The organism is Micromonospora sp. NPDC048169 (assembly GCF_040652815.1).
GTDB lineage: Bacteria > Actinomycetota > Actinomycetes > Mycobacteriales > Micromonosporaceae > Micromonospora.
The window spans coordinates 58,615-77,002 of sequence record NZ_JBEZMS010000013.1; the positions used below are offsets into that span (position 1 = coordinate 58,615).

The window sequence follows — 18,388 nt, forward strand, 5'->3', positions numbered from 1 at the left end:
CCGCACACCGACTACCGGGTGCGGGCCGCGTCGGGGATACCTGTTTCGCAGCCGGGCGGTGCCGGCACCGCCCGGCGACGGACGTCCAGGCCCGGTGACCGGCGGGGCGGAGCCTACGTCGCAGGACGCGCGGCGACGTCGATCGGAGCGCGTCGAGGCGGAGCGTCGCCGAGCATCGCCGCGCCGAGTGGGGTGATCGTGTGCAGCACCGCCTTGCCGATGCGGGTGGTCCTGATCAGCCGGGCGTCGCGCAGCACGGCGGTGTGCTGGCTGATCGACGCCGCGCTCACTCCGACGCGTCCGGCCAGCTCCGAGGTGGTACGGCCATCGCCGATGGCCTCCAGCACGTCCGCCCGGGTCGGCCCGACGAGGGCGGCGAGGGCGCCCGGTCCGGAGGGCCGCGCCGCGTCCAGGTGCCGGGTCAGGTCGTGTTCGACCGGATATACCAGCACCGGCGTGAGGTCCGGGTCCCGCAGCGTGTCGGGCGTCTTCCAGGACAGGTAGGACGGCACGAGCAGCAGCCCGCGGCCGTTGAGGTGGATCGACTGGGTGGACGGCACATCGACCACGAGCGCCGGAGGCTCCCAGCGCATCATCGGCCGGAAGCTCTTCAGCAACCCCTCACCGCCGTGCTCCAGCAGCACCCGTGCCCGCCGTGCCCGGTCGGCGTCCACGTGCGCCCGTGCCTCCGCCCAGAACGGGGCGACAGCGACCGCGAACTGTGACCGCATCGCGCCGGCCAGGCGGCCCAGCACGTCGCCGTCGCCGTCGGCGAGGCGCCGCATCCAGGACGGCAGTGGCCCGCCGAGGCGGGCGAGCTGCTCCATTTCGGCGCGGAGCCGGGCCGTCGGAGTGCGTAGCAGGGCCTCGATCGCGTCCGGCAGACCGAGCCCACCCTCGGCCGGCGTCAGGAAATCCGGATAGTAGGCACCGTTCACCAAGGGCCGGAGCATTTCCAGATCGGCGGGCCGCATGGCCGGCACGGCCCGCCGGCGCCAGCGCCCGAAGACCGCCGCCGGCCCCGGGCGGCCGAGGCGGAAAACGCTGAAGACCGTCTCCCACATCGGATCGGGTGCTGCGGCCACGCGAACCCGCCCGAGATCCTCCGCCGTGAAGTAGATGCGCAACGAGGCTCCCGAAGACGCATGTGAATGGCGTGAGCTCGCGGCAGTCTAGCCTTGGAATATCGGAGCGCGCCACTCTCTTACGCGGGTGCGAATCGAGCTTCATCACCTTCGAGGTGATTGTGTCGATACCGTGCCCCGAAACGTCAGCTCGGGCGCGTCTCCGCTTCGCCGACGTTGCCGTACGGCGGTCGCTGCGACCGCCGTCAGCCGACGAACGCGGAGCGACGCGGGTCGGCCAGCACGGCCGCGATCTCCTGTCGCAGGTCGCCCAGCATCCCGCTGAGCACCCCACCCGGGCACTCCGTCGGCCCCCAGTCTTGATGGCCCGCGATCGTGGGTACGCCGCGGCGGAGGCCGCTTATCGGATTGACGTAGGTCACGCTGGCCAGCGGATCGACGTGGCACCAACCGGTCAGGGCGGCGAGCAACAGAGTGAGGCTGCGCCGCGCAGCCGCCGTCGGTTCGCGTGTCACGAAGGTTCCGAGCAGGACGACACCCACGTTCCCCGCGTTGTAGCCGCCCACGTGCGAGCCGTTCACCATCCAACCGGCCGGGTCGAAACCGGGCAGCACGTCCCCGCCGGAGCGCCGGCCCTCGTAGACCCGGCCTGCCTCGTCGATCAGGAAGTGGTAGCCGAAGTCGCCGTAGCCGAGGTCGATCGCCTGGTAGCGGTAGATGGCGCGCATCCGCGCGGCCGGATCAGGATCGTCGTTGCCGGTGGCGGTGTGGTGAACGGTGAACGTCTGCACCGGCCAGAACGTGGGTGGGTACTTTTCCACGCCGGCGGCGTCGAACCGCAGGGACTCGTCGGCGCCCCAGGCGGCACGGCTCAGGAAGGGCAGCCCCGCCAGCCGGGAGCGTTCCGACACCTCGGCGGACGCGGGCCGCAGGGCCGGGCCGTCGGTGCCGTTGAGGACGACCGCCCGGCTGCCGGTCGGCAGGTCGAGGTCGACTGCCGGAGCGTTGGGTACGGTGACGAAGGCCAGTTGCTCGGTCGCGGGCGCGGCGTCGCCCGCGCCGGCCGGGCAGCCGCCGGGCGCCGGGGCCCACCGGCTCCACGCCCCCGACCGGTCGGCGGAGCGCCACCGTGCCGGGGCCGAGCCGGCCGGCGACCGCAGGGCAACGACCTGGGCGTCGAATCCAGGCCGAACGGTCCCGCTCCGCAACGGCCTGGTAGCCAACGTCCGTGGAGCCGGGGCACGGCCGGACGTCGGGGTGCCAGCCCGTGCCGGTCGTGGCGTGGCCAGGACGGTTGCCGCCCCCACACCGGCACCGAGCGCGCCGAGGAGGGTTCGCCGGTCGAGGCCACCGACTGCCGGCGTCTCGACGTCAGGACGATCGGTATGCACGATTCCTTCCCTTCGCCCGCAGTGCACATGCGTACGACAGGCATCGTGAATTCCGTCTATGCGCCGCGGCAATTCCTTTCAGCACAGCCTTCAAGGATCGGGACGTGCCGCCCGAACCGGTGCCTGAGGTCAACCCGTAACGATCTCGACGGCCAAGCGTGGGAATGCCAGGCCGAGTGCGCGTTGGTCGGCAACGACCAAACGCCGGTTACGTCTGGGGTGCCGGCAGCGGCAAGACCGAGAGCGACGCGGTCAAGAGCGCCAAGGAGGACGCGTCAAGCCAAGCGCCGCGAGGCTGTCGCGCCCAGCGCTGTCGGGCGGTGGACTGAACGAAGAGTCGGACCGCCAATTCTTCGACGGCAACTTCACGCCACGCGTCATTCACCAGCGCAACCCACCGGACTGGATGAGCCGCTGGAACCGGTGCGGATGCGGGCCCTGATCGGCCTCTCCGTCTAGACTGGCCCGCCTCCACGCCCAACATTTGGAGATGTCACGTATGACCAGTCCTGAGGCAGATGGCGTCCGGGCTCAACTATGGCGGATCACCATCCCTGTAATCGCCTCCGTCAGTGAGGTCGATGCCCTCACTGACCGTATGGTCGAGACGCTCTGTCCGGACACCGCCCACGAAGCCCCCTGCCCAACACCGTGGGCGCTACACGTCACCGACGGCAGTTCGCTGAGCAAGGCCGAGCAGCGCCGCCTCCGCGAAGAGATCGCAGACACCAACTGCTGAGCACCTGAAGGCCAGGCTGGGCCAGACGGGCGAGGTGAAGCACTACGCAGAAAGCCACCCTCGTGAGAGGGTGGCTTTTGCTGATTCCATTGTCAGTTGTCGGTGGGAGTCAGCGGATCGTCAGCGAGCGCTCCCGGAAGCGTTGACCCCGGCCGTCCGACCGGTGGGTGTAGAGATGAGGCAACCCCTGCTGCCGCTTCCGGATGACCTCGGCCGTAGGTCCGCCATGGTCCCGTTCCGGCAGCGCGGCCTGGCCGAGTACGCGGTGACGGAGTTCGGTCCCTCTCGCGCCGCCGCAGGCCTCGAACACCTCGTTCCCTGGCCCGGACCGCTCGGAGGGCACCCGCGCGACGCGGACACCCTCCGAGGGCTGGCAGTGCCGGCTCGCCCTCAGCCCGTGGGGCCGGACACCGCCCCACCGAGGGTCACCTTGAGGATCTTCTCGTTGCTGTTGTTCGGGGTGCTGTCCTTGTCTCCGCCGGTGCTCGTGGTCAGCCACAGGTTGCCGTCGAGGGTCGGTTCGACGGTACGCAGCCGGAAGTACGTCCCGACGAAGTACTGCTGGACGTTGGTGAGCGTGTTGCCGCTGATCTCCGCGCGGTACATCCGGTTACCACGCAGGCAGGCGAGGTAGAGCACGTCCCGGACGATCGCGATGCCGCTGCACGAGGCCTCGGCCACCGGGTACGTCCGGATCGGGGCCCTGAAGTTCGGGCTGGCGCAGTCGCCGGAGGTGCCCTCGCAGGCAGGCCAGCCGTAGTTGCCGCCCTTGACGATGATGTTGGTCTCGTCCATGACGTTGTTGCCGAACTCCTGCTCGAAGAGGCGGCCCTGGGAGTCGAAGGCGAGTCCCTGGGGGTTGCGGTGGCCGTAGCTCCAGACGTAGTTGCCGAAGGGGTTGTCCGCCGGCACGGTGCCGTCGGGGTTGAGCCGCAGCACCTTGCCGCCCAGGTTGTTGGTGTTCTGGGCCACGTCCGGGTTCTGTCCGTCGCCCGTGGCGGCGTAGAGCTTGCCGTCGGGGCCGAAGCGCAGCCGGCCGCCGTTGTGGTACTTGTTGCGCGGGATTCCCGTGACGAGCACCTGCTCGGTGCCGGTTTGCAGCGTGCCGTCGTAGCGGATCCGCACGATCCGGTTGTCGGTCGTGGTGGTGTGGTAGATGTACAGCCAGCGGTCGGTGGTGAAGCTGGCCGAGACGGCCAGCCCGAGCACGCCGCCCTCGCCGTTGGTGCCGGCCACGTTCGGCACGGTGCCGATGCTGTGCTTGTCGGTGCCGTCCGGGTTCATGGCGACGATGTCGAACAGGTCGCGCCGGCCGTAGAGGACCGTGCCGTCGGGCAGTTGCACCAGGCCCCAGGGCAGGTCCTTCTCGGTGGTGATGACCGTGGAGCCGCAGACCGGGCTCGTGCAGCCCGAGCCCGTGTGCGCGGTGACCGCGGCGCTCGCCCCCGAGACGTTGCCCTGGGCGTCCCGGGCGGTCACCGTGTACCGGTAGTCGGTGCCGGGCGTCAGCCCGGTGTCGGTGAACGTGGTCGCCGGCGGGTTGCCGGCGGTGCCGCTGGTGGAGCCGACCGCCGTACCGTTGCGCAGGATCGTGTAGCCGGTGACCGCGACGTTGTCGGTGGAGGCCGACCAGGTGAGGGTCACGTCCGTGCCGTTGACCGTCGCGGCCAGGTTGGTCGGCGGGCTGGGCGGCGACGTGTCCTGCTGGCAGAACGGCGGGGTGACCGAGAGCGTGGAGCTGGCCTGCGAGACGTTGCCGGCGGCGTCGCGGGCGTTGACGTACCAGCCCCAGGTGACACCCTGCACGACGCTGAGCGTGGCGGTCAGCGTCCGTCCCGGGACCGAGGTGACGAGCTGGCCGTCGTGGTAGATGTCGTAGAAGGCGACGCCGATGTTGTCCCGGGAGGCGTACCAGGAGAGCGTGACGGACTGGCAGGTCAGCCGGGTGCTGCGCAGGCCGGTCGGCCGGGTGGGCGGGCTGGTGTCGGCGGCGAGCTGGGCCACTTGCCGGCTCCCGGTCGCCGGTGCGGCCGGCGCGGCGTTGGCGGGTACGCCGGTCAGGATGGTGCCGGCGCAGATCAGCAGGGCGAGCGGGACGCGGTGTCGGAGCTGGTGGGGACTAATCCGCACGGTGGTTTCCTTCCCGGGGTTCTTGGTCAGTACGGGTAGCCGGGGACGTTGAGTCGCACGCTGTACAGGCCGGAGTCGTTCGTTCGGCCGGAGGTGATGTAGAGGGTCTGCCGGTCGGGTCCGCCGAACGCCGCGTTGGTGGTGCCGGTGCCGCCGGAGCGGATCGTGCCGAGCTGCGCGCCGGCTGGTGAGTAGACGTGGACCAGCCCGTCCGAGCCGGAGGCCCAGTACACGTTGCCGGCGCAGTCGACGGTCACCCCGTCGGGACCGCCGAGGTAGTTCACGAAGACGCTGCGGGCGCCGGTGCTGCCGTCGGGCTGGACGACGTACTTGTAGATCTTGTTCTCGGCGTAGGCGCCCACGTAGAGCGTGCTGCCGTCCGGGGAGAGCGCGATGCCGTTGGGTTGCCGCAGCCGGTCGTCCACCAGCGACACCTGGCCGCCGGAGACGCGGAAGACGCTGGTACGTCCGCTCATCTGGTCGGGTCGGTTGCCGCGCTGGAAGGTGGGGTCGGTGAAGTAGGCGACGCCGTCGGAACGGACCGTGACGTCGTTTGGTGAGTTGAACGCCCGGCCCTGGTAGCCGGCGGCGACAGTGCTGCGGGCCTTGTCGCTCAGCCGGTACGCGGAGACGTTCCGCTGATCGTGGGTGGCGGCGATGATCTGCTGGGCGTCGGGGCTGAGCGTCAGGCCGTTGCTTCCGGCGTCGGCGATGAAGGTGTCGAAGGTCGCCGGCGGGGTGAACCGGCGGATCGTGGAGGGCTGCACGTTGTTCGGCCCGGTGCCCGCGGCCATGTCGGACATCAGCAGGTAGCCGCCGTCGGCGATCCAGACCGGTCCTTCGAGGAACGAGAACCCGCTCTGGATCTTCGTCGCGGACACGGAGGTGGCCGGCAGGGGCGGGCCGTATCCGGTGCCGCCCGGGCAGACCCCCGGGGGCGCGCCGGGTGGGCCGTAGAGCGGGACGCCTCTAATGTGAGCGTTAACATGAGTGGCGTCCCGAGGTGCCGGGGGTGCGGCGCCGGCGGGGCCGGGTGCGGTGGCGAGTGCGAGGCACAGGCCGGTGAGCGTGGCGATGGTTGGACGCCGGGTCATCGGGTACTCCAATCGAAGCCGGTGAATGCGAAGCCGGTGGTTGCCGGTGGGCCGACCCCGGTCGCCGGCATCTGCTATTGATTAGTGTCGATGCGTATGTGACGCAGCTTAGGCGAGGAAGCAGCGCCCCGCATCAGTTCCCCACGATCACCTTCGGAGCGTGCGCGGAGGCTCCGTCCGTCCCCTGTACCGCGCCGGCCCCACCACCTCCCGGGTGCTGACGACCCACGCGGAGTGCCGGCAACTACCGACAGCAACCGTTCAGGGCGAGGGCAGCCGGGACGACCAGCGATGGACGGTGGGTTGCGGACACCCGACACCCTGAACCGATGGGATCCCGAGGACGTAACAGCCGCCAGAAAGGCGCACGGAAGCGACGCCCGCCGACCCCGCGCCACGCGCACATTCAACCCGCACAACGGGCCACGACGGTCCCCGCGGAGCCGGCGAATCAGGTCCCGGCGGCCGGGCCGGCCCCCACGATGTCACCGGTGCGGACGCAGCAGTGGGATCCTCTGCCGTCGATCGGCAGGTTCATCGCCCGGTTCGCCGCCGGCAGGCTGGTGGGTTTTCTCGCCGGGCTGTTCCTGCTGCCGATTCTGGTCGCCGCGGCACGTGCGACAAATGGGTGGCCGCACCTCGTACTCGGGCTTTGCGTGTTCTCCGTCTTCATGGGACTTTCTCAGTCAGCGGGGGCTCTGCTCGCGTCGCGGGGAAGAGCGGCGGTGGCTCCGCTTGCGTTGACAGCTAAGTTCTGGCTGGTCCTACCGTTCCTCGCACTATGGCCCCTGCTGAGTGCGGCCGGCATCTCGGACGACGACAAGCAGCCGATGCTGACCGGCGTGGCGGCCGGCTTGGCCGTGGTCGTCGTGGCGTGGACAGGCTGGTTCCTGGTCGCGCACCGGATGCACGCCCTCACGTACCACCCGGGCCGGCTCAAGGGATGGCAGTGGTACCTGCGCTTGACCATGCACGCGGGCGGATTGCTGGGCGGTCTCGCGGCGATCGGCATCGCCAACAGATAGCGACGGAACGGCTGGGGAACCTGCCGAAGGGCATCGCCGGACGCCCGGCGTCACCTCCGGCTCAGGCCGAGCGCCTCGTCCACCCGGTCCAGCACCGTCACGTCGTCGTGGCCGACGCCGCGCAGCAGGTCGATCGCGGTCGCCCGGATCTGCCCGACGATCATGGTGACCGGCAGCGGCGGATCGGTCCGCAGCAGGCCGGCGGCGATCCGGACCGCCTCCAGGGCCGCCGCGTCGGCCCGCTGCGCGTGCCGGTCGGCGTCGGCGCCGGTGAGGTCGTGGGCCATGGCCTCACCAGCCGACCGTACGGCAGAGGTCAGCGCGCCGATCGCGGCGGCCAGCTCCGGCGGGGTGGCGGTGTGCCGGCGGGTCAGGGTCACGCCGGCGCGGGCCAGCACGCGGATGTTGCGGGCGGCGTAGTCGAGCTGCCGCAGTGTGGCCTCCACCTCGACGAGCTTGCCCAGGTGCCGGCGGCGCAGTCCCAGTCGCAGCGTCTCACCGGTGGCGAGCATCGCGGCCTGCATCTCGGCGACGCAGTCGTCCACCTGGCGCGCCCGCTCCAGGGCGGCGCGGGCGGCGTCCTCGTCGCAGCCCCGCAGCGCCGCGTTTACCTGGTCGAGCAGGTCGGCCAGGTCGGTGTAGCTGCGGCGGGCCTGGGCAACAAGTGGTGCCAGCGGGTCGCGGGCGGCCATCAGCTGGCTGGCGGCGAGCGCCACGGCGCCGCCGATGAGCGCGTCGACGAAGCGAAACGGCATGAGCGTCCCGTTCGGCGCGGACACCACGACCAGGTACATGGCCGAGACGGTCGCCTGCACGACCAGGGCGCGGCGGGCTCCGATCACCACGAGCGTCGTGGTGGTCAGCAGCAGCACCAGCAGGACCGTGTCGGTGCCCGGGCCCAACGCGTACACCAGTAGTTCCGCGACGAGCACGGCGGCGGCGACGGCGAGCAGGATCTCGACGGTCTGCCGTAGTCTCCGCCCGCGGGACTCGCCGAGCACGACCAGCGCGGCCGTCGGTGCGAAGAACGGGTCCGGGTGGCGGATCACCACCGCCGCCACGATCCAGGCGACCACGGCGGCGGCGGTCAGCTCGACCACTGTCATCCCGTCGCTGCGCAGCCGCGCGGCGGCGCCGCGTACCCAGGTCCGCACCGGTGGTGCCCCTCTCGCCGGGCGGACCGGGACCGGCCGCCGATCGATCTCCGCGAGGAGGGCCACTACCCCGGCTGTGACCTGCTCAATCGCTCGGTTGGCAGGCAGCGTGACGAGGATTCCTCGAGAGGAGTGGCGAGGCACCTCGGCGACGGCTTCCCATTTCTGATGCCCGTGACCGACGCCCGTGACGACCCGCACGTGCCCGGGTCAGCGGCGGATGAGGCCGAGTTGGGTGGCGGTGGCGACGGCGGCGGTGCGCGACTCGACGCCGAGCTTGGCGTAGACGCGGGCCAGGTGGGACTTGACGGTGCCTTCGGTCAGGTGGAGGCGGGTGCCGATGCTGTGGTTGGACAGACCGTCGGCGACCAGGGCGATGACCTCGGTCTCGCGTCGGGTCAGGGCGGTGCCCGGCGTACGCAGGCGGCTCATCAGCCGGTTCGCGACGGTGGGCGCCAGCGTGGTGCGTCCGGCGGCGGCAGTACGGACGGCGGCGGCCAGGTCCTCGGGTGGCGCGTCCTTGAGGAGGTAGCCGGTGGCGCCGGCCTCGATGGCGGGCAGGGTGTCGGCGTCGGAGTCGTAGGTGGTGACGATCAGCACGCGCGGCGCTTCCGGGCGGGCGGTGATCCGGGCGGTGGCTTCGGCACCGCCCATGCCCTTCCCGAACTGGAGGTCCATCAGCACGACGTCGATGTCGCCCGCGTCGGCGCGGGTGACGGCCTCCTCGGCGGTGGCGGCTTCGGCCACGACGACGAGGCCGGGTTCGGTTTCCAGCACGGCGCGCAGTCCGGCCCGTACGACGGGGTGGTCGTCGGCCAGGAGGAGGCGGATGGCGGCGTCGTCGGTCACGGGCGGCCCTCGGGCTCGGTCCTGGTGGGCGGGGTGAGGGGAAGCTCGGCGGTCAGGGCGGTGCCGTGGCCGGGCGCGGATTCGACGGTGAGGGCGCCGCCGAGGGCGTTCATGCGGGCGCGCATGGCCGCCAGGCCGAAGCCGCCGCTGTCGACGTCGGGGACGGGCAGCTGTTCCGGGTCGAAGCCGCGCCCGTTGTCGACGACGTGAAGGGCGACGCGGTCGCCGAGATGGCTGAGGGTGACGTCGGTCGTGGTGGCCTGGGCGTGGCGGACCGTGTTCGCGACTGTGGACTGGGCGATACGCAGGAGAGCCACCTCATGGGCGGTCGGCAGCGACACTGGGTCGCCGACGAGGTGAAAGCGGGCGCTGAGGCGATGGCGGGCGCTGGTGGTGGTGCACAGGCGTTCCAGGGCCCCGGCCAGGGTGGTGCCTTCCAGGGTGGGCGGGGTGAGCGCGGCGACGAAGCGGCGGGCCTCGGCGAGGTTGTCCACGGCGACCTGACGGGCCGCGTCGACGTGACCCGAGGCGGCACCGGGCCGGCCGGGCAGGGCGCGCTCGGCGGCGCGCAGCAGCAACTGGATGCTGGACAGGCCCTGGGCGAGGGTGTCGTGGATCTCGCGGGCCAGACGCTCCCGCTCGGCGAGCACGCCGGCGGTGTGCTCGGCCCGGGCCAGGTCCGCCCGGGTGGCGGTGAGTTCCTCGATCAGCTGCCGGCGCTGCTCGCTCTCCCGATACAGGGCCTGGTATCCCCAGACCACCCCGACGGCGACGGCGGCGCCGAGCGCGGGACCGATCACCGTGGCGGGGGTGAAGGAGCCGGTGTGGGCGCCGAACCCGACGATGGCCGCCACGGCGGTCACGATCACGGCGGCCAGGCCGGCGCGGCGCGGCAGCAGGTGGAGCTGGAGGAAGTACAGCGGGAACGCCACCCAGATCGCGTCGGGGGACAGGCCCAGCAACACCAGCCACACCGCGCCGACGGCGGCCAGCCACCAGGCCGCGGCCCGCCGCGAGCGCCGGATGCGGGGAAGGAGCGGCCCGATGGCGTACGCCAGACCGCACGCCACCGCCACGCCGACGATCGATCCGGCGTGGGGTCGGTCGTCGGCCACCGCCCGGCCTGCGGCCAGGACGAGCAGGCCGATGATCAGCAGGTGCAGGCACCAGGCCAGGGCTCGGGTGGTCGGGGTCAGGGCAGGGGCAGCGGTGCTCACAGTGCGTCCCACGTTACCGGCGCCGGCGCACCCGGGGCCTCTATCGAAAGTTGGAACCCGGGCGCCGTCTTTCGGCCTCTGAAGTGCCGGCCTACGCCAGACGCGGACGCCGGCACCGGCCGCGATGGTGGAGTCGTACCGCTTCACCGCCGAGAGGACGGGCCACTGCCGTGTTTGTCGCCTGGAGAGATCTGAAGTTCGCCAAGGGACGCTTTGCCCTGATGGGGGCCGTCATCGTGCTGATCACCCTGCTGGTCGGGCTGCTGTCCGGGTTGACGGCCGGACTGGGCCAGCAGAACATCTCCGCCATCACCGGCCTGCCCGCCGACAGGATCGCCTTCCAGGCGCCCGGCGAGGGCCAGGACGTGTCGTACTCCAACTCGACAGTCACCCAGAAGCAGTGGCAGCAGTGGGCCGAGGCCCCCGGAGTCACCGGCGCCGAACCGCTGGGCATCACCACGACCAGGGCCACCGCCGGAAACAGGAGCGTCGGGGTCTCCGCCTTCGGCGTCCAGCCCGGCTCCCGTCTGGCCCCCGACAGCGGCCGGATCGACGACCGCTCGGCAGTGCTGTCCACCAAGGCCGCCGACGACCTCGGTGTGCGGGCCGGCGACTCCGTCACCCTGGCCGGGCAGCAACTCACCGTGGCGGCCGTACGGGGCGACGCCTCCTTCAGCCACACCCCTGTGGTGTGGATCAGCCTGGGCGTGTGGCAGAGGAGCGCGCCTCCCACCGGCACCGGTGACGGCAGCCCGACGGCCACCGTTGTCGCCCTGACCACCACCTCGGGGGCCGATCTGGCGGCCACCGACCGGCAGGCGGGCACCAGGACGGTCTCCGTCGCCGACTCGCTGTCCGCGATCGGCTCCTACACCTCCGAGAACGGCTCCCTGCAGCTGATGCGCGGCTTCCTGTTCGCCATCTCCGCCCTCGTCATCGGGGCCTTCTTCACCGTCTGGACCATCCAGCGCAGCGGCGACGTCGCAGTGCTCAAGGCCCTCGGCGCCCCCACCGCCAACCTTCTCAAGGACGCCCTCGGGCAGGCCGTCGTCCTGCTCGCGGGCGGCACCCTGCTCGGCACCGGCCTCGCCGCCGTACTCGGTGCCCTCGTCGCCGGGTCGACGGTGCCGTTCCTCCTCACCCCGGTAACCGTCGTCCTTCCCGCGGCCGTGACAGTCGTCCTCGGCGCCCTCGGCGCCGCTCTGGCGATCCGCCGCATCACCTCCGTCGACCCGCTGACCGCCCTGGGGAGCGCCCGATGAGCCTGAACCTGACCGACATCACCCTCACCTACCCCGACGGCGAGGGACGGCTGACCGCCCTCGACCGCGTCACCCTGGACGTACCCAAGGGCAGCCTGACTGCCGTGATCGGCCCCTCCGGCTCCGGCAAGTCCAGCCTCCTGGCGGTCGCCGCAACCCTCATCACCCCCGACTCCGGCACCGTCACCATCGACGACACCCCCACCGCCGGAATGACCCGGGGCGAACTCGCCGACCTGCGCCGCCACAAGATCGGCATCGTCTTCCAGCAGCCCAACCTGCTGCCCTCCCTCACCGCCGCCGAGCAACTCCAGGTGATGGCCCAGATCGACGGCCGCCCACCGGCCAGAGCCCGTACCCGCGCCGTGGAACTCCTCGACGCGGTCGGCCTCGCCGGCCAGGCCGACCGCCGGCCGCACCAGCTCTCCGGCGGTCAGCGCCAGCGCGTCAACATCGCCCGCGCCCTGATGAACGACCCCACCGTCCTGCTCGTCGACGAACCCACCAGCGCTCTCGACCACGAACGCGGCGCCGCCGTCATCGAGCTGATCACCCGCCTCACCCACCAGCAGGCCACCGCCACCGTCCTGGTCACCCACGACCGCACCCACCTCACCGCCGTCGACCAGGTCGCCGAGGTCCACGACGGCCGCCTGCACCTGCCGGCACCGGCCCGTTGAGGCTCGGAACTCATGGTCCGCCGATCCCGCGACGACGAGCTGCGTGGACAGTCCCAGTCATACCGGGCCGGGCGACCGAGGGTTTCCGGCTGGGGATGGTCAAAAAGGTAACGGGCAGGAAGCTGGCCCGACGCCATCGATGGGACCCATCGGCGACTGCACAATCGACGCGTCTCCGAGAAGCCGGGGAATATCAAGGTCTCTACAATATCCCGGGCGTTTCACAGTGCGATACGGGCGGCGAGGAGTCGTCATGCATCGATCATCACGACCCCTGCCGCCCGCGTCGAGCACAAGCCAGCGTGTACCGGGCCATCCGTCGCACAAATCTGGCGGACGCGCCCAGGACTGACTAGGCGGGAATCTCGGTCCGGCCCTTGTAACTAGCGGTGGTGCCCGACGGGCAGTAGCCGAACGAGCCGCGCCGGTCTCCAGCCCATCGAGTGACGCCGTTGTACGTCTTGCCGTTTGAGCAAATCACGAAGAAGCGGTAGCTGTCCGGGCCGTTGCCGTCGACCCAACCCCCATAGCTGGTTGGGGTGTTCAGCGTCACATGGACGTCGCCGAACCATTCCGCCTTAGCGGAGCCAGCCGAGGCCGGAGCGGCCATGACGGTTGCTGCGGTAGCGGCGCTCGCGGCCAAAAGGGCTGCGTTGACTGCCAGCTTACGAATCACTTTCGCCTCCTGGAAGTTGCTGCTCTGGTTAGGCTCGGCGTCCGCCTGCGGTAACTGCCCAGAGCCCGGACGGGCACCACACGGAGGCGCCCCGACGATCCCCGAACCAAGGCTTGGAGGCGCTTACATAGGTCTTGCCGTTTTCACACTTGATCCAGATTTCGTAGCGCTGAGGACCAGTGCCGTCGCACCATCCCCAGGCGTTGCCGGTGACTCCGGGTTCGGTAATCTGGACCTGACACGGCTTGCCGTTCCAGTCTGCCGAGGCAGGCGAGCCGACAAGCGCGGACCCGCCGATTGCGGCGAGAACGGCAGTCGCCATTCCTAGAGTTCGCATCCACTTCATCCCCCGTGCACTCCTTTACGCATCGCGTGGCAACTGAGGCCACTCGTTTATCGGTCATCCGCCCTTAAGAAAGCGTCTGACGCTGTGAGCGTATAGGCGATTCTCTCCGTCGTGGGGGCCGTTTTGGCGGGCGCCATTGATGCGGCGCTATGCGGTTCGCTACGCAGCGTTGCCTTGGTGTCTGGTTAGACTTGTTGCTCCGTATATGTTGCGAAGGCGGATGTGAAGCATCCTCACTCAGCGCGAAAGGTAACGGTCAGGTAACGCTGCGGGTGGCCGGGTACCTGACAACCGCACGAGCACTCCCGGCCGGGTTCAGCTCGGGGTAGCCACCCGCCGCGATGAGCTGGTTCTTGATCACCGATCCGAGCCCGAGCGCGAGGAAGCCGACGATCAGCAGGGCGTACCAGCGGTCACGGCGCACCTCGACGGTCATGCCTGCGATCCTCTGCATCCGGTAGCGGCGCCGCTGGCCCGGTGCGCACGCCCAGGTGGCGGCCGTCGGCAGGGAAGGGGCGTCCAGCCGGCAGGAGCGGGCCGCCGCCGCGCGGCTACCTCGTCCCGGCCATCACGGATGCTGCCAGGCGAGCGCCCGGGTCGGTGGTAGCGCCTGCTGTACCGGGATCGGGCAGTCCGCTGGATGGTTGTCGTTCCTCCAGGTCAATAGCGTTTCTGGTGCGTGCAGCTGCCGCCGATGACACGGAGAGAGGCCACCAGAATGGGACAGACCATCGAACCGGCGGTACGCGTCGAACAACTCACCCGCGTGTACGGCACCGGCCGCAACCAGGTGACCGCGCTCGCGGGCGTCGATGTCGGCTTCGGCCGGGGGACCTTCACCGCCGTGATGGGGCCCTCGGGCTCCGGCAAGAGCACGCTGTTGCAGATCGCGGCCGGGCTCGACCGCCCCACGAACGGCCGGGTGGTCCTCGGTGGCACCGACCTGTCCGGGCTGTCCGAGACGCGCCTGACCGAGCTGCGGCGTACCCGGATCGGGTTCGTCTTCCAGGCGTTCAACCTGATCGGCGCGCTCACCGTCGAGGAGAACATCGTGCTGCCCCTGCGTCTGGCCGGTGTGCGCCCGGACCGGGCGTGGCTGACCCACGTCGTGGAGCGGGTCGGCCTCGCCGACCGGCTGCACCACCGGCCGGCGGCGTTGTCCGGCGGTCAGCAGCAGCGGGTGGCAATCGCCCGGGCACTGGCCACCCGCCCCGAGGTGATCTTCTCGGACGAGCCCACGGGCGCCCTCGACTCGCGGACCGCCGCCGAGGTGCTGACGCTGTTGCGCGCGGTGGTGGACGAACACGGGCAGACGGTGGTGATGGTGACCCACGATCCGATCGCCGCCTCGTACGCGGATCGGGTGCTCGTGCTGGCCGACGGCGCGATCGTCGCCGACCTTCCGCAGCTCGGCGCCGTCCGGATCGCCGAGCAGCTCGCGTCGCTGGACGGGCGGGTCCTCCGATGACCGCCCTCGCCGCCCGCCTGCTGCGGCACCGCGCCGGACCCGCCGCCGCGACCCTGGTGGCCCTGATCGTCGGCGTGCTGATCCTGGTGGCGATGGGCACGCTCGTCGAATCGGGGCTGCGGTTCCGCCCGGAGCCGCGGCTCTGGGCGAGCGCCGACGCGGTGGTCGCCAACCGCACGATCAGCCACACGTCCCGGGAGTTCGACGGCGACACCACCACGAGCACCGTGACGCTGCCCGAGGGTGGCACTGTAGACGCCGGCCTAGTGGACCGGATCCGCCGGGTGCCGGGCGTCACCGCCGTCGCCGGCGACCACGCGGTGCCGATCGGCTCGCCCGCCGCCGTGGGCCACAGCTGGCAGACGTACGCCTTCACCGGCCGTCCCGTCACCGCCGGAGCCGAGCCACGGCTCGACGACGAGGTGGTCGTCGACGCCCGGCTCGGCATGGCGCCCGGCGACCGCGTCGACCTGGTCGTCGGCGGGGTCAGCCGGTCGTACCGGGTGAGCGGCACCGCCGAGACCGGTTCGGCGGCGGTGTTCTTCACCGACGCGCAGGCCGCCCGCCTCTCCGCCCACCCGGGCCGGGTGGACGCGATCGGCGTACGCATGGCGCCCGGCGCCGACCTCGACGCGGTGCGTGAGATCGCGTCGGCGGCCGGCGCCACGACGTACGCCGGGAAGGACCGCGGAAAGGCCGAGCAGCCGGAGAGCCAGGCCGCCCGGGGCTTGCTGGTCGAGGTCGGGTCGGCCTTCGGCGGGTACGTCGTCCTGCTGATCGTGTTCGTGGTGGCCGGCACCATCGGGCTGTCCGTCCGGCACCGTCGCCGTGACCTGGCGTTGCTGCGCGCGGTCGCCGCCACACCGGGACAGGTGCGCCGCATGCTGGTTGCCGAGGCCACGCTGCTCGCCCTGGCCGGCTCCGCGGTCGGCGGCCCGGCCGGCCTGCTGGCGGCCCGCTGGGTGCACGGCGAACTCATCGGTCGGGGGTTCGTGCCGGCCGGCTTCCCGATGGCGGGCGGCCTGTTCGCGGTGCCCGCCGCCATCGGTACGGCGATCCTCGTGGCGGTCCTCGCCGCGCTGGTCGCCGCCCGCCGGGTCACCGCCATCAAGCCGGTCGAGGCGCTCGGCGAGATCGCCGTCGAACCTCGGCGCAGCGGCCCGGTACGGCCGATCGCCGGCGTGCTGACGCTGACGGCGGCCGGCAGCTCCGGGGCGTTCGCGCTCGGCGCCGGCGGGTCGGCCGGGGCACTGGCCGGCGCGGTCGGCATGCTCTACCTGTTCGTCATCGCGGTGGCGCTGCTCGCGCCGATGATCAACGCGTACGCGGCACGCCTGCTCACCCCGGTGCTGCCGCGCATCTGGCGGGCCGGCGGCTACCTGGCCGCCGCCAACCTGCGGGCCAACGCGCAGGGCATGGCGACCGTCCTGACCGCCCTGGTGCTGTCCGTGGGATTCGGTGGCTCGGTCTGGTTCCTGCAGAACAACCTGGAACGGCAGACCACCACGCAGAGCAGCGCCGGAACCCTCGCCGAGCGGGTGATCACCGCTCCGGGCGGGCTGCCCGCCGACGCGGCGCGGGACATCGGCGAGCTGCCCGGGGTGCGGGCGGCCACCGGGGTACGCCGCACCCAGGTCGTCGTGCGGGCGCTCGGCGGCATCGAGCCGGTCGGCGCGCAGTCCGTCGACCCGGCGGACGTCACGTCGACGATGGACCTCGCCGTGCGCGAGGGCAACCTGGCCGACCTGCGCGCCGGCACCGTCGCCCTGGCCGCGACACAGGCGTCCTCGTCCGGCTGGGACGTCGGCGACAAGGCGGAACTCTGGCTGGGCGACGGCACTCCGGTCACGTTGGAGATCGTCGCGATCTACGAGCGTGGCCTCGGCTTCGGCGACGTCACCCTGGCCGCCGAGACGGTCGCCGGGCACACGGCGGGGAACACCGTCGACGAGGTGCTGGTCCGAGGCGGGGCGGACGCCGACGCCGCGCTGGCCACGTGGGCGGCCGGGCGGCCCGGTGCCGAGGTTCTCGACGCCGCCACCCGTACCCGCCTGCTCAGCACCGATCTGGCGCTCAGCGCCTGGCTGAACCGGCTGCTGATCGGCGTGATGGTCGGGTACGCGGCGCTGGCCGCGTCGACCACGATGGTGCTGGCGGCGCTGGCCCGCCGCCGCGAGCTGGCGTTGCTGCGACTGGTCGGGGTCACCCGCCGTCAGATTCGCGGCATGGTCCAGGCCGAACAGGCCGGGCTGCTCGGCACCGCGGTGCTGATCGGCGCGACGATCGCGCTGCTGACGCTGGCCGCGATCGTCAACGGACTGACCGGCAGCCCGATCCCGTACGTCCCGCCGCTCGGATGGGCGGCGGTGCTCGGCGGTACGACGCTGCTGGCGCTGGTGAGCACGGTGTGGCCGGTCCGGCGGCTGCTCAGCACTCCGCCGATCGACGACATCGGCCTGAAGGAGTAGGCGTGTCGTCGTCGCCCATCAAGCCGACCGGCACCATCAGGAGCAACCCGAGCGTCATGCAGATCAGGAACGGCACGATCGGCAGGCCGGTTCCCACCGAGGGCCGCCACCAGATGAGGACGCCGGCCAGCACGCACAACGGCAGGCTCGCCAGGGCACCCCTGGCCAGGTGCGGAGCGCGTACGCCTCGCGCCACCGGCCCGCGCCCCCACCGGCCGCCGACGGCCCCGCCGACTGCCAGGAGAGCGCAGAACGTGACGCCGAACCACCGTCCGGCGCCATTGCCGGCGCTGAGCAGCATCAACAGGGCCACACCGACCGCGACGCAGGCCAGGAAGAACAGCACTCGCCGCAACGCCTGCCCTCGCCGCCGGCGGTCACCCGCGAGCGCATCCGGCGCCCCCGAGGACAGCTCGAACTCGAACCGCTCCTGGCGACCGGACTTTCGATCCTCCGCCTGGACGGCGCGCAGCAGGTCGCAGATCTTCTCGAACTGCTGCGCGCCGAGGTTCCGCCTGCTGACCCGCCAGTGGGTCCAGACGACTCGTACCGGGCGGGGGACGTCCCTGCTCAGCCGGTCCCACAGGGCATCGAGGTTCGATCCGTGGTGCGGGCCGAAGTCGAGGGCGTGGGCGAGGAGCCGGTGCAGGTCGCCTTCGCTTCGTACCTCGCGGCCGTCAATCTCGACCAGTACCGCGTTCCTCTCCGGACCGTGCGGCGCCGTGCAGCCACCCGTCGGGTAGCGGCAGAGGCAGGCTGTCGAACGCACCGCGTGGCAGGTCACGCACGTCGGGCGCCTCGCGG

At 71.5% G+C, this 18,388-nt stretch carries 16 protein-coding genes; 6 read left to right on the forward strand and 10 right to left on the reverse strand.

Translation table 11 applies throughout. The annotated features are described in order from the left end of the window. Positions 1-113 precede the first annotated feature (113 nt). Both AB0D28_RS14150 and AB0D28_RS14155 read right to left on the reverse strand, forming a co-directional pair. Positions 114-1,127, reverse strand: a complete 1,014-nt coding sequence (locus AB0D28_RS14150; RefSeq protein ID WP_357385689.1) for a winged helix-turn-helix domain-containing protein — start codon at positions 1,125-1,127, stop codon at positions 114-116. Between the two features lie 203 nt (positions 1,128-1,330). Beyond that, complete coding sequence (locus tag AB0D28_RS14155) at positions 1,331-2,293, reverse strand: N-acetylmuramoyl-L-alanine amidase (RefSeq protein WP_357385691.1); 963 nt, start codon at positions 2,291-2,293, stop codon at positions 1,331-1,333. Positions 2,294-2,975: 682 nt separating this feature from the next. On the opposite strand from AB0D28_RS14155, the gene AB0D28_RS14160 reads away from it, so the two are divergent. After that, entirely contained in the window at positions 2,976-3,215 is a 240-nt protein-coding gene (locus AB0D28_RS14160; protein WP_357385693.1) for a hypothetical protein, read from the forward strand. Positions 3,216-3,605: 390 nt separating this feature from the next. On the opposite strand, the gene AB0D28_RS14165 is transcribed toward AB0D28_RS14160, so the two are convergent. Together AB0D28_RS14165 and AB0D28_RS14170 are read right to left on the reverse strand one after the other, a co-directional pair. Then, positions 3,606-5,345 (reverse strand): PQQ-dependent sugar dehydrogenase, encoded by a 1,740-nt coding sequence (locus AB0D28_RS14165; RefSeq protein WP_357385695.1) that lies wholly within the window; start codon positions 5,343-5,345, stop codon positions 3,606-3,608. A gap of 26 nt (positions 5,346-5,371) precedes the next feature. Continuing rightward, on the reverse strand, positions 5,372-6,439 hold the full coding sequence (locus AB0D28_RS14170; protein WP_357385697.1) for an SMP-30/gluconolactonase/LRE family protein: 1,068 nt from the start codon (positions 6,437-6,439) through the stop codon (positions 5,372-5,374). 491 nt (positions 6,440-6,930) lie between these two features. On the opposite strand from AB0D28_RS14170, the gene AB0D28_RS14175 reads away from it, so the two are divergent. After that, complete coding sequence (locus AB0D28_RS14175; RefSeq protein WP_357385699.1) at positions 6,931-7,464, forward strand: hypothetical protein; 534 nt, start codon at positions 6,931-6,933, stop codon at positions 7,462-7,464. 50 nt (positions 7,465-7,514) lie between these two features. Here AB0D28_RS14175 and AB0D28_RS14180 read toward each other — a convergent pair whose 3' ends face one another. The 3 genes from AB0D28_RS14180 to AB0D28_RS14190 all read right to left on the reverse strand — a co-directional run bounded on the left by AB0D28_RS14180 (position 7,515) and on the right by AB0D28_RS14190 (position 10,684). Then, positions 7,515-8,618 carry an FUSC family protein gene (locus AB0D28_RS14180; protein WP_357385701.1) on the reverse strand — a complete coding sequence of 368 codons (1,104 nt, stop codon included), beginning with the start codon at positions 8,616-8,618 and terminating at the stop codon, positions 7,515-7,517. Positions 8,619-8,828: 210 nt separating this feature from the next. Continuing rightward, complete coding sequence (locus AB0D28_RS14185; protein WP_357385703.1) at positions 8,829-9,467, reverse strand: response regulator transcription factor; 639 nt, start codon at positions 9,465-9,467, stop codon at positions 8,829-8,831. Continuing rightward, positions 9,464-10,684, reverse strand: coding sequence for a sensor histidine kinase (locus AB0D28_RS14190; RefSeq protein WP_357385705.1), 1,221 nt, complete (start codon positions 10,682-10,684; stop codon positions 9,464-9,466). The genes AB0D28_RS14185 and AB0D28_RS14190 overlap by 4 nt, the downstream gene beginning before the upstream one ends. A gap of 221 nt (positions 10,685-10,905) precedes the next feature. Between AB0D28_RS14190 and AB0D28_RS14195 the strand changes: the two genes are divergently transcribed. Further along, positions 10,906-11,946: an ABC transporter permease gene (locus AB0D28_RS14195; protein ID WP_357385707.1), complete on the forward strand. Its 1,041-nt coding sequence runs from the start codon at positions 10,906-10,908 to the stop codon at positions 11,944-11,946. Continuing rightward, complete coding sequence (locus AB0D28_RS14200) at positions 11,943-12,626, forward strand: ABC transporter ATP-binding protein (protein WP_357385709.1); 684 nt, start codon at positions 11,943-11,945, stop codon at positions 12,624-12,626. Before AB0D28_RS14195 ends, AB0D28_RS14200 begins: the two co-directional genes overlap by 4 nt. A gap of 352 nt (positions 12,627-12,978) precedes the next feature. Here the strand turns inward: AB0D28_RS14200 and AB0D28_RS14205 are convergent, their stop codons facing one another. After that, a complete protein-coding gene (locus AB0D28_RS14205) occupies positions 12,979-13,302 on the reverse strand; it encodes a hypothetical protein (RefSeq protein WP_357385711.1) in 324 nt (107 codons plus the stop codon). 602 nt (positions 13,303-13,904) lie between these two features. Beyond that, complete coding sequence (locus AB0D28_RS14210; protein ID WP_357385713.1) at positions 13,905-14,084, reverse strand: hypothetical protein; 180 nt, start codon at positions 14,082-14,084, stop codon at positions 13,905-13,907. Positions 14,085-14,366: 282 nt separating this feature from the next. Between AB0D28_RS14210 and AB0D28_RS14215 the strand changes: the two genes are divergently transcribed. Continuing rightward, positions 14,367-15,116 carry an ABC transporter ATP-binding protein gene (locus tag AB0D28_RS14215; protein ID WP_357385715.1) on the forward strand — a complete coding sequence of 250 codons (750 nt, stop codon included), beginning with the start codon at positions 14,367-14,369 and terminating at the stop codon, positions 15,114-15,116. Then, positions 15,113-17,584, forward strand: a complete 2,472-nt coding sequence (locus AB0D28_RS14220; RefSeq protein ID WP_357385717.1) for an FtsX-like permease family protein — start codon at positions 15,113-15,115, stop codon at positions 17,582-17,584. Before AB0D28_RS14215 ends, AB0D28_RS14220 begins: the two co-directional genes overlap by 4 nt. On the opposite strand, the gene AB0D28_RS14225 is transcribed toward AB0D28_RS14220, so the two are convergent. Further along, positions 17,544-18,353: a barstar family protein gene (locus AB0D28_RS14225; RefSeq protein WP_357385719.1), complete on the reverse strand. Its 810-nt coding sequence runs from the start codon at positions 18,351-18,353 to the stop codon at positions 17,544-17,546. The genes AB0D28_RS14220 and AB0D28_RS14225 overlap by 41 nt on opposite strands. Positions 18,354-18,388 lie beyond the last annotated feature (35 nt).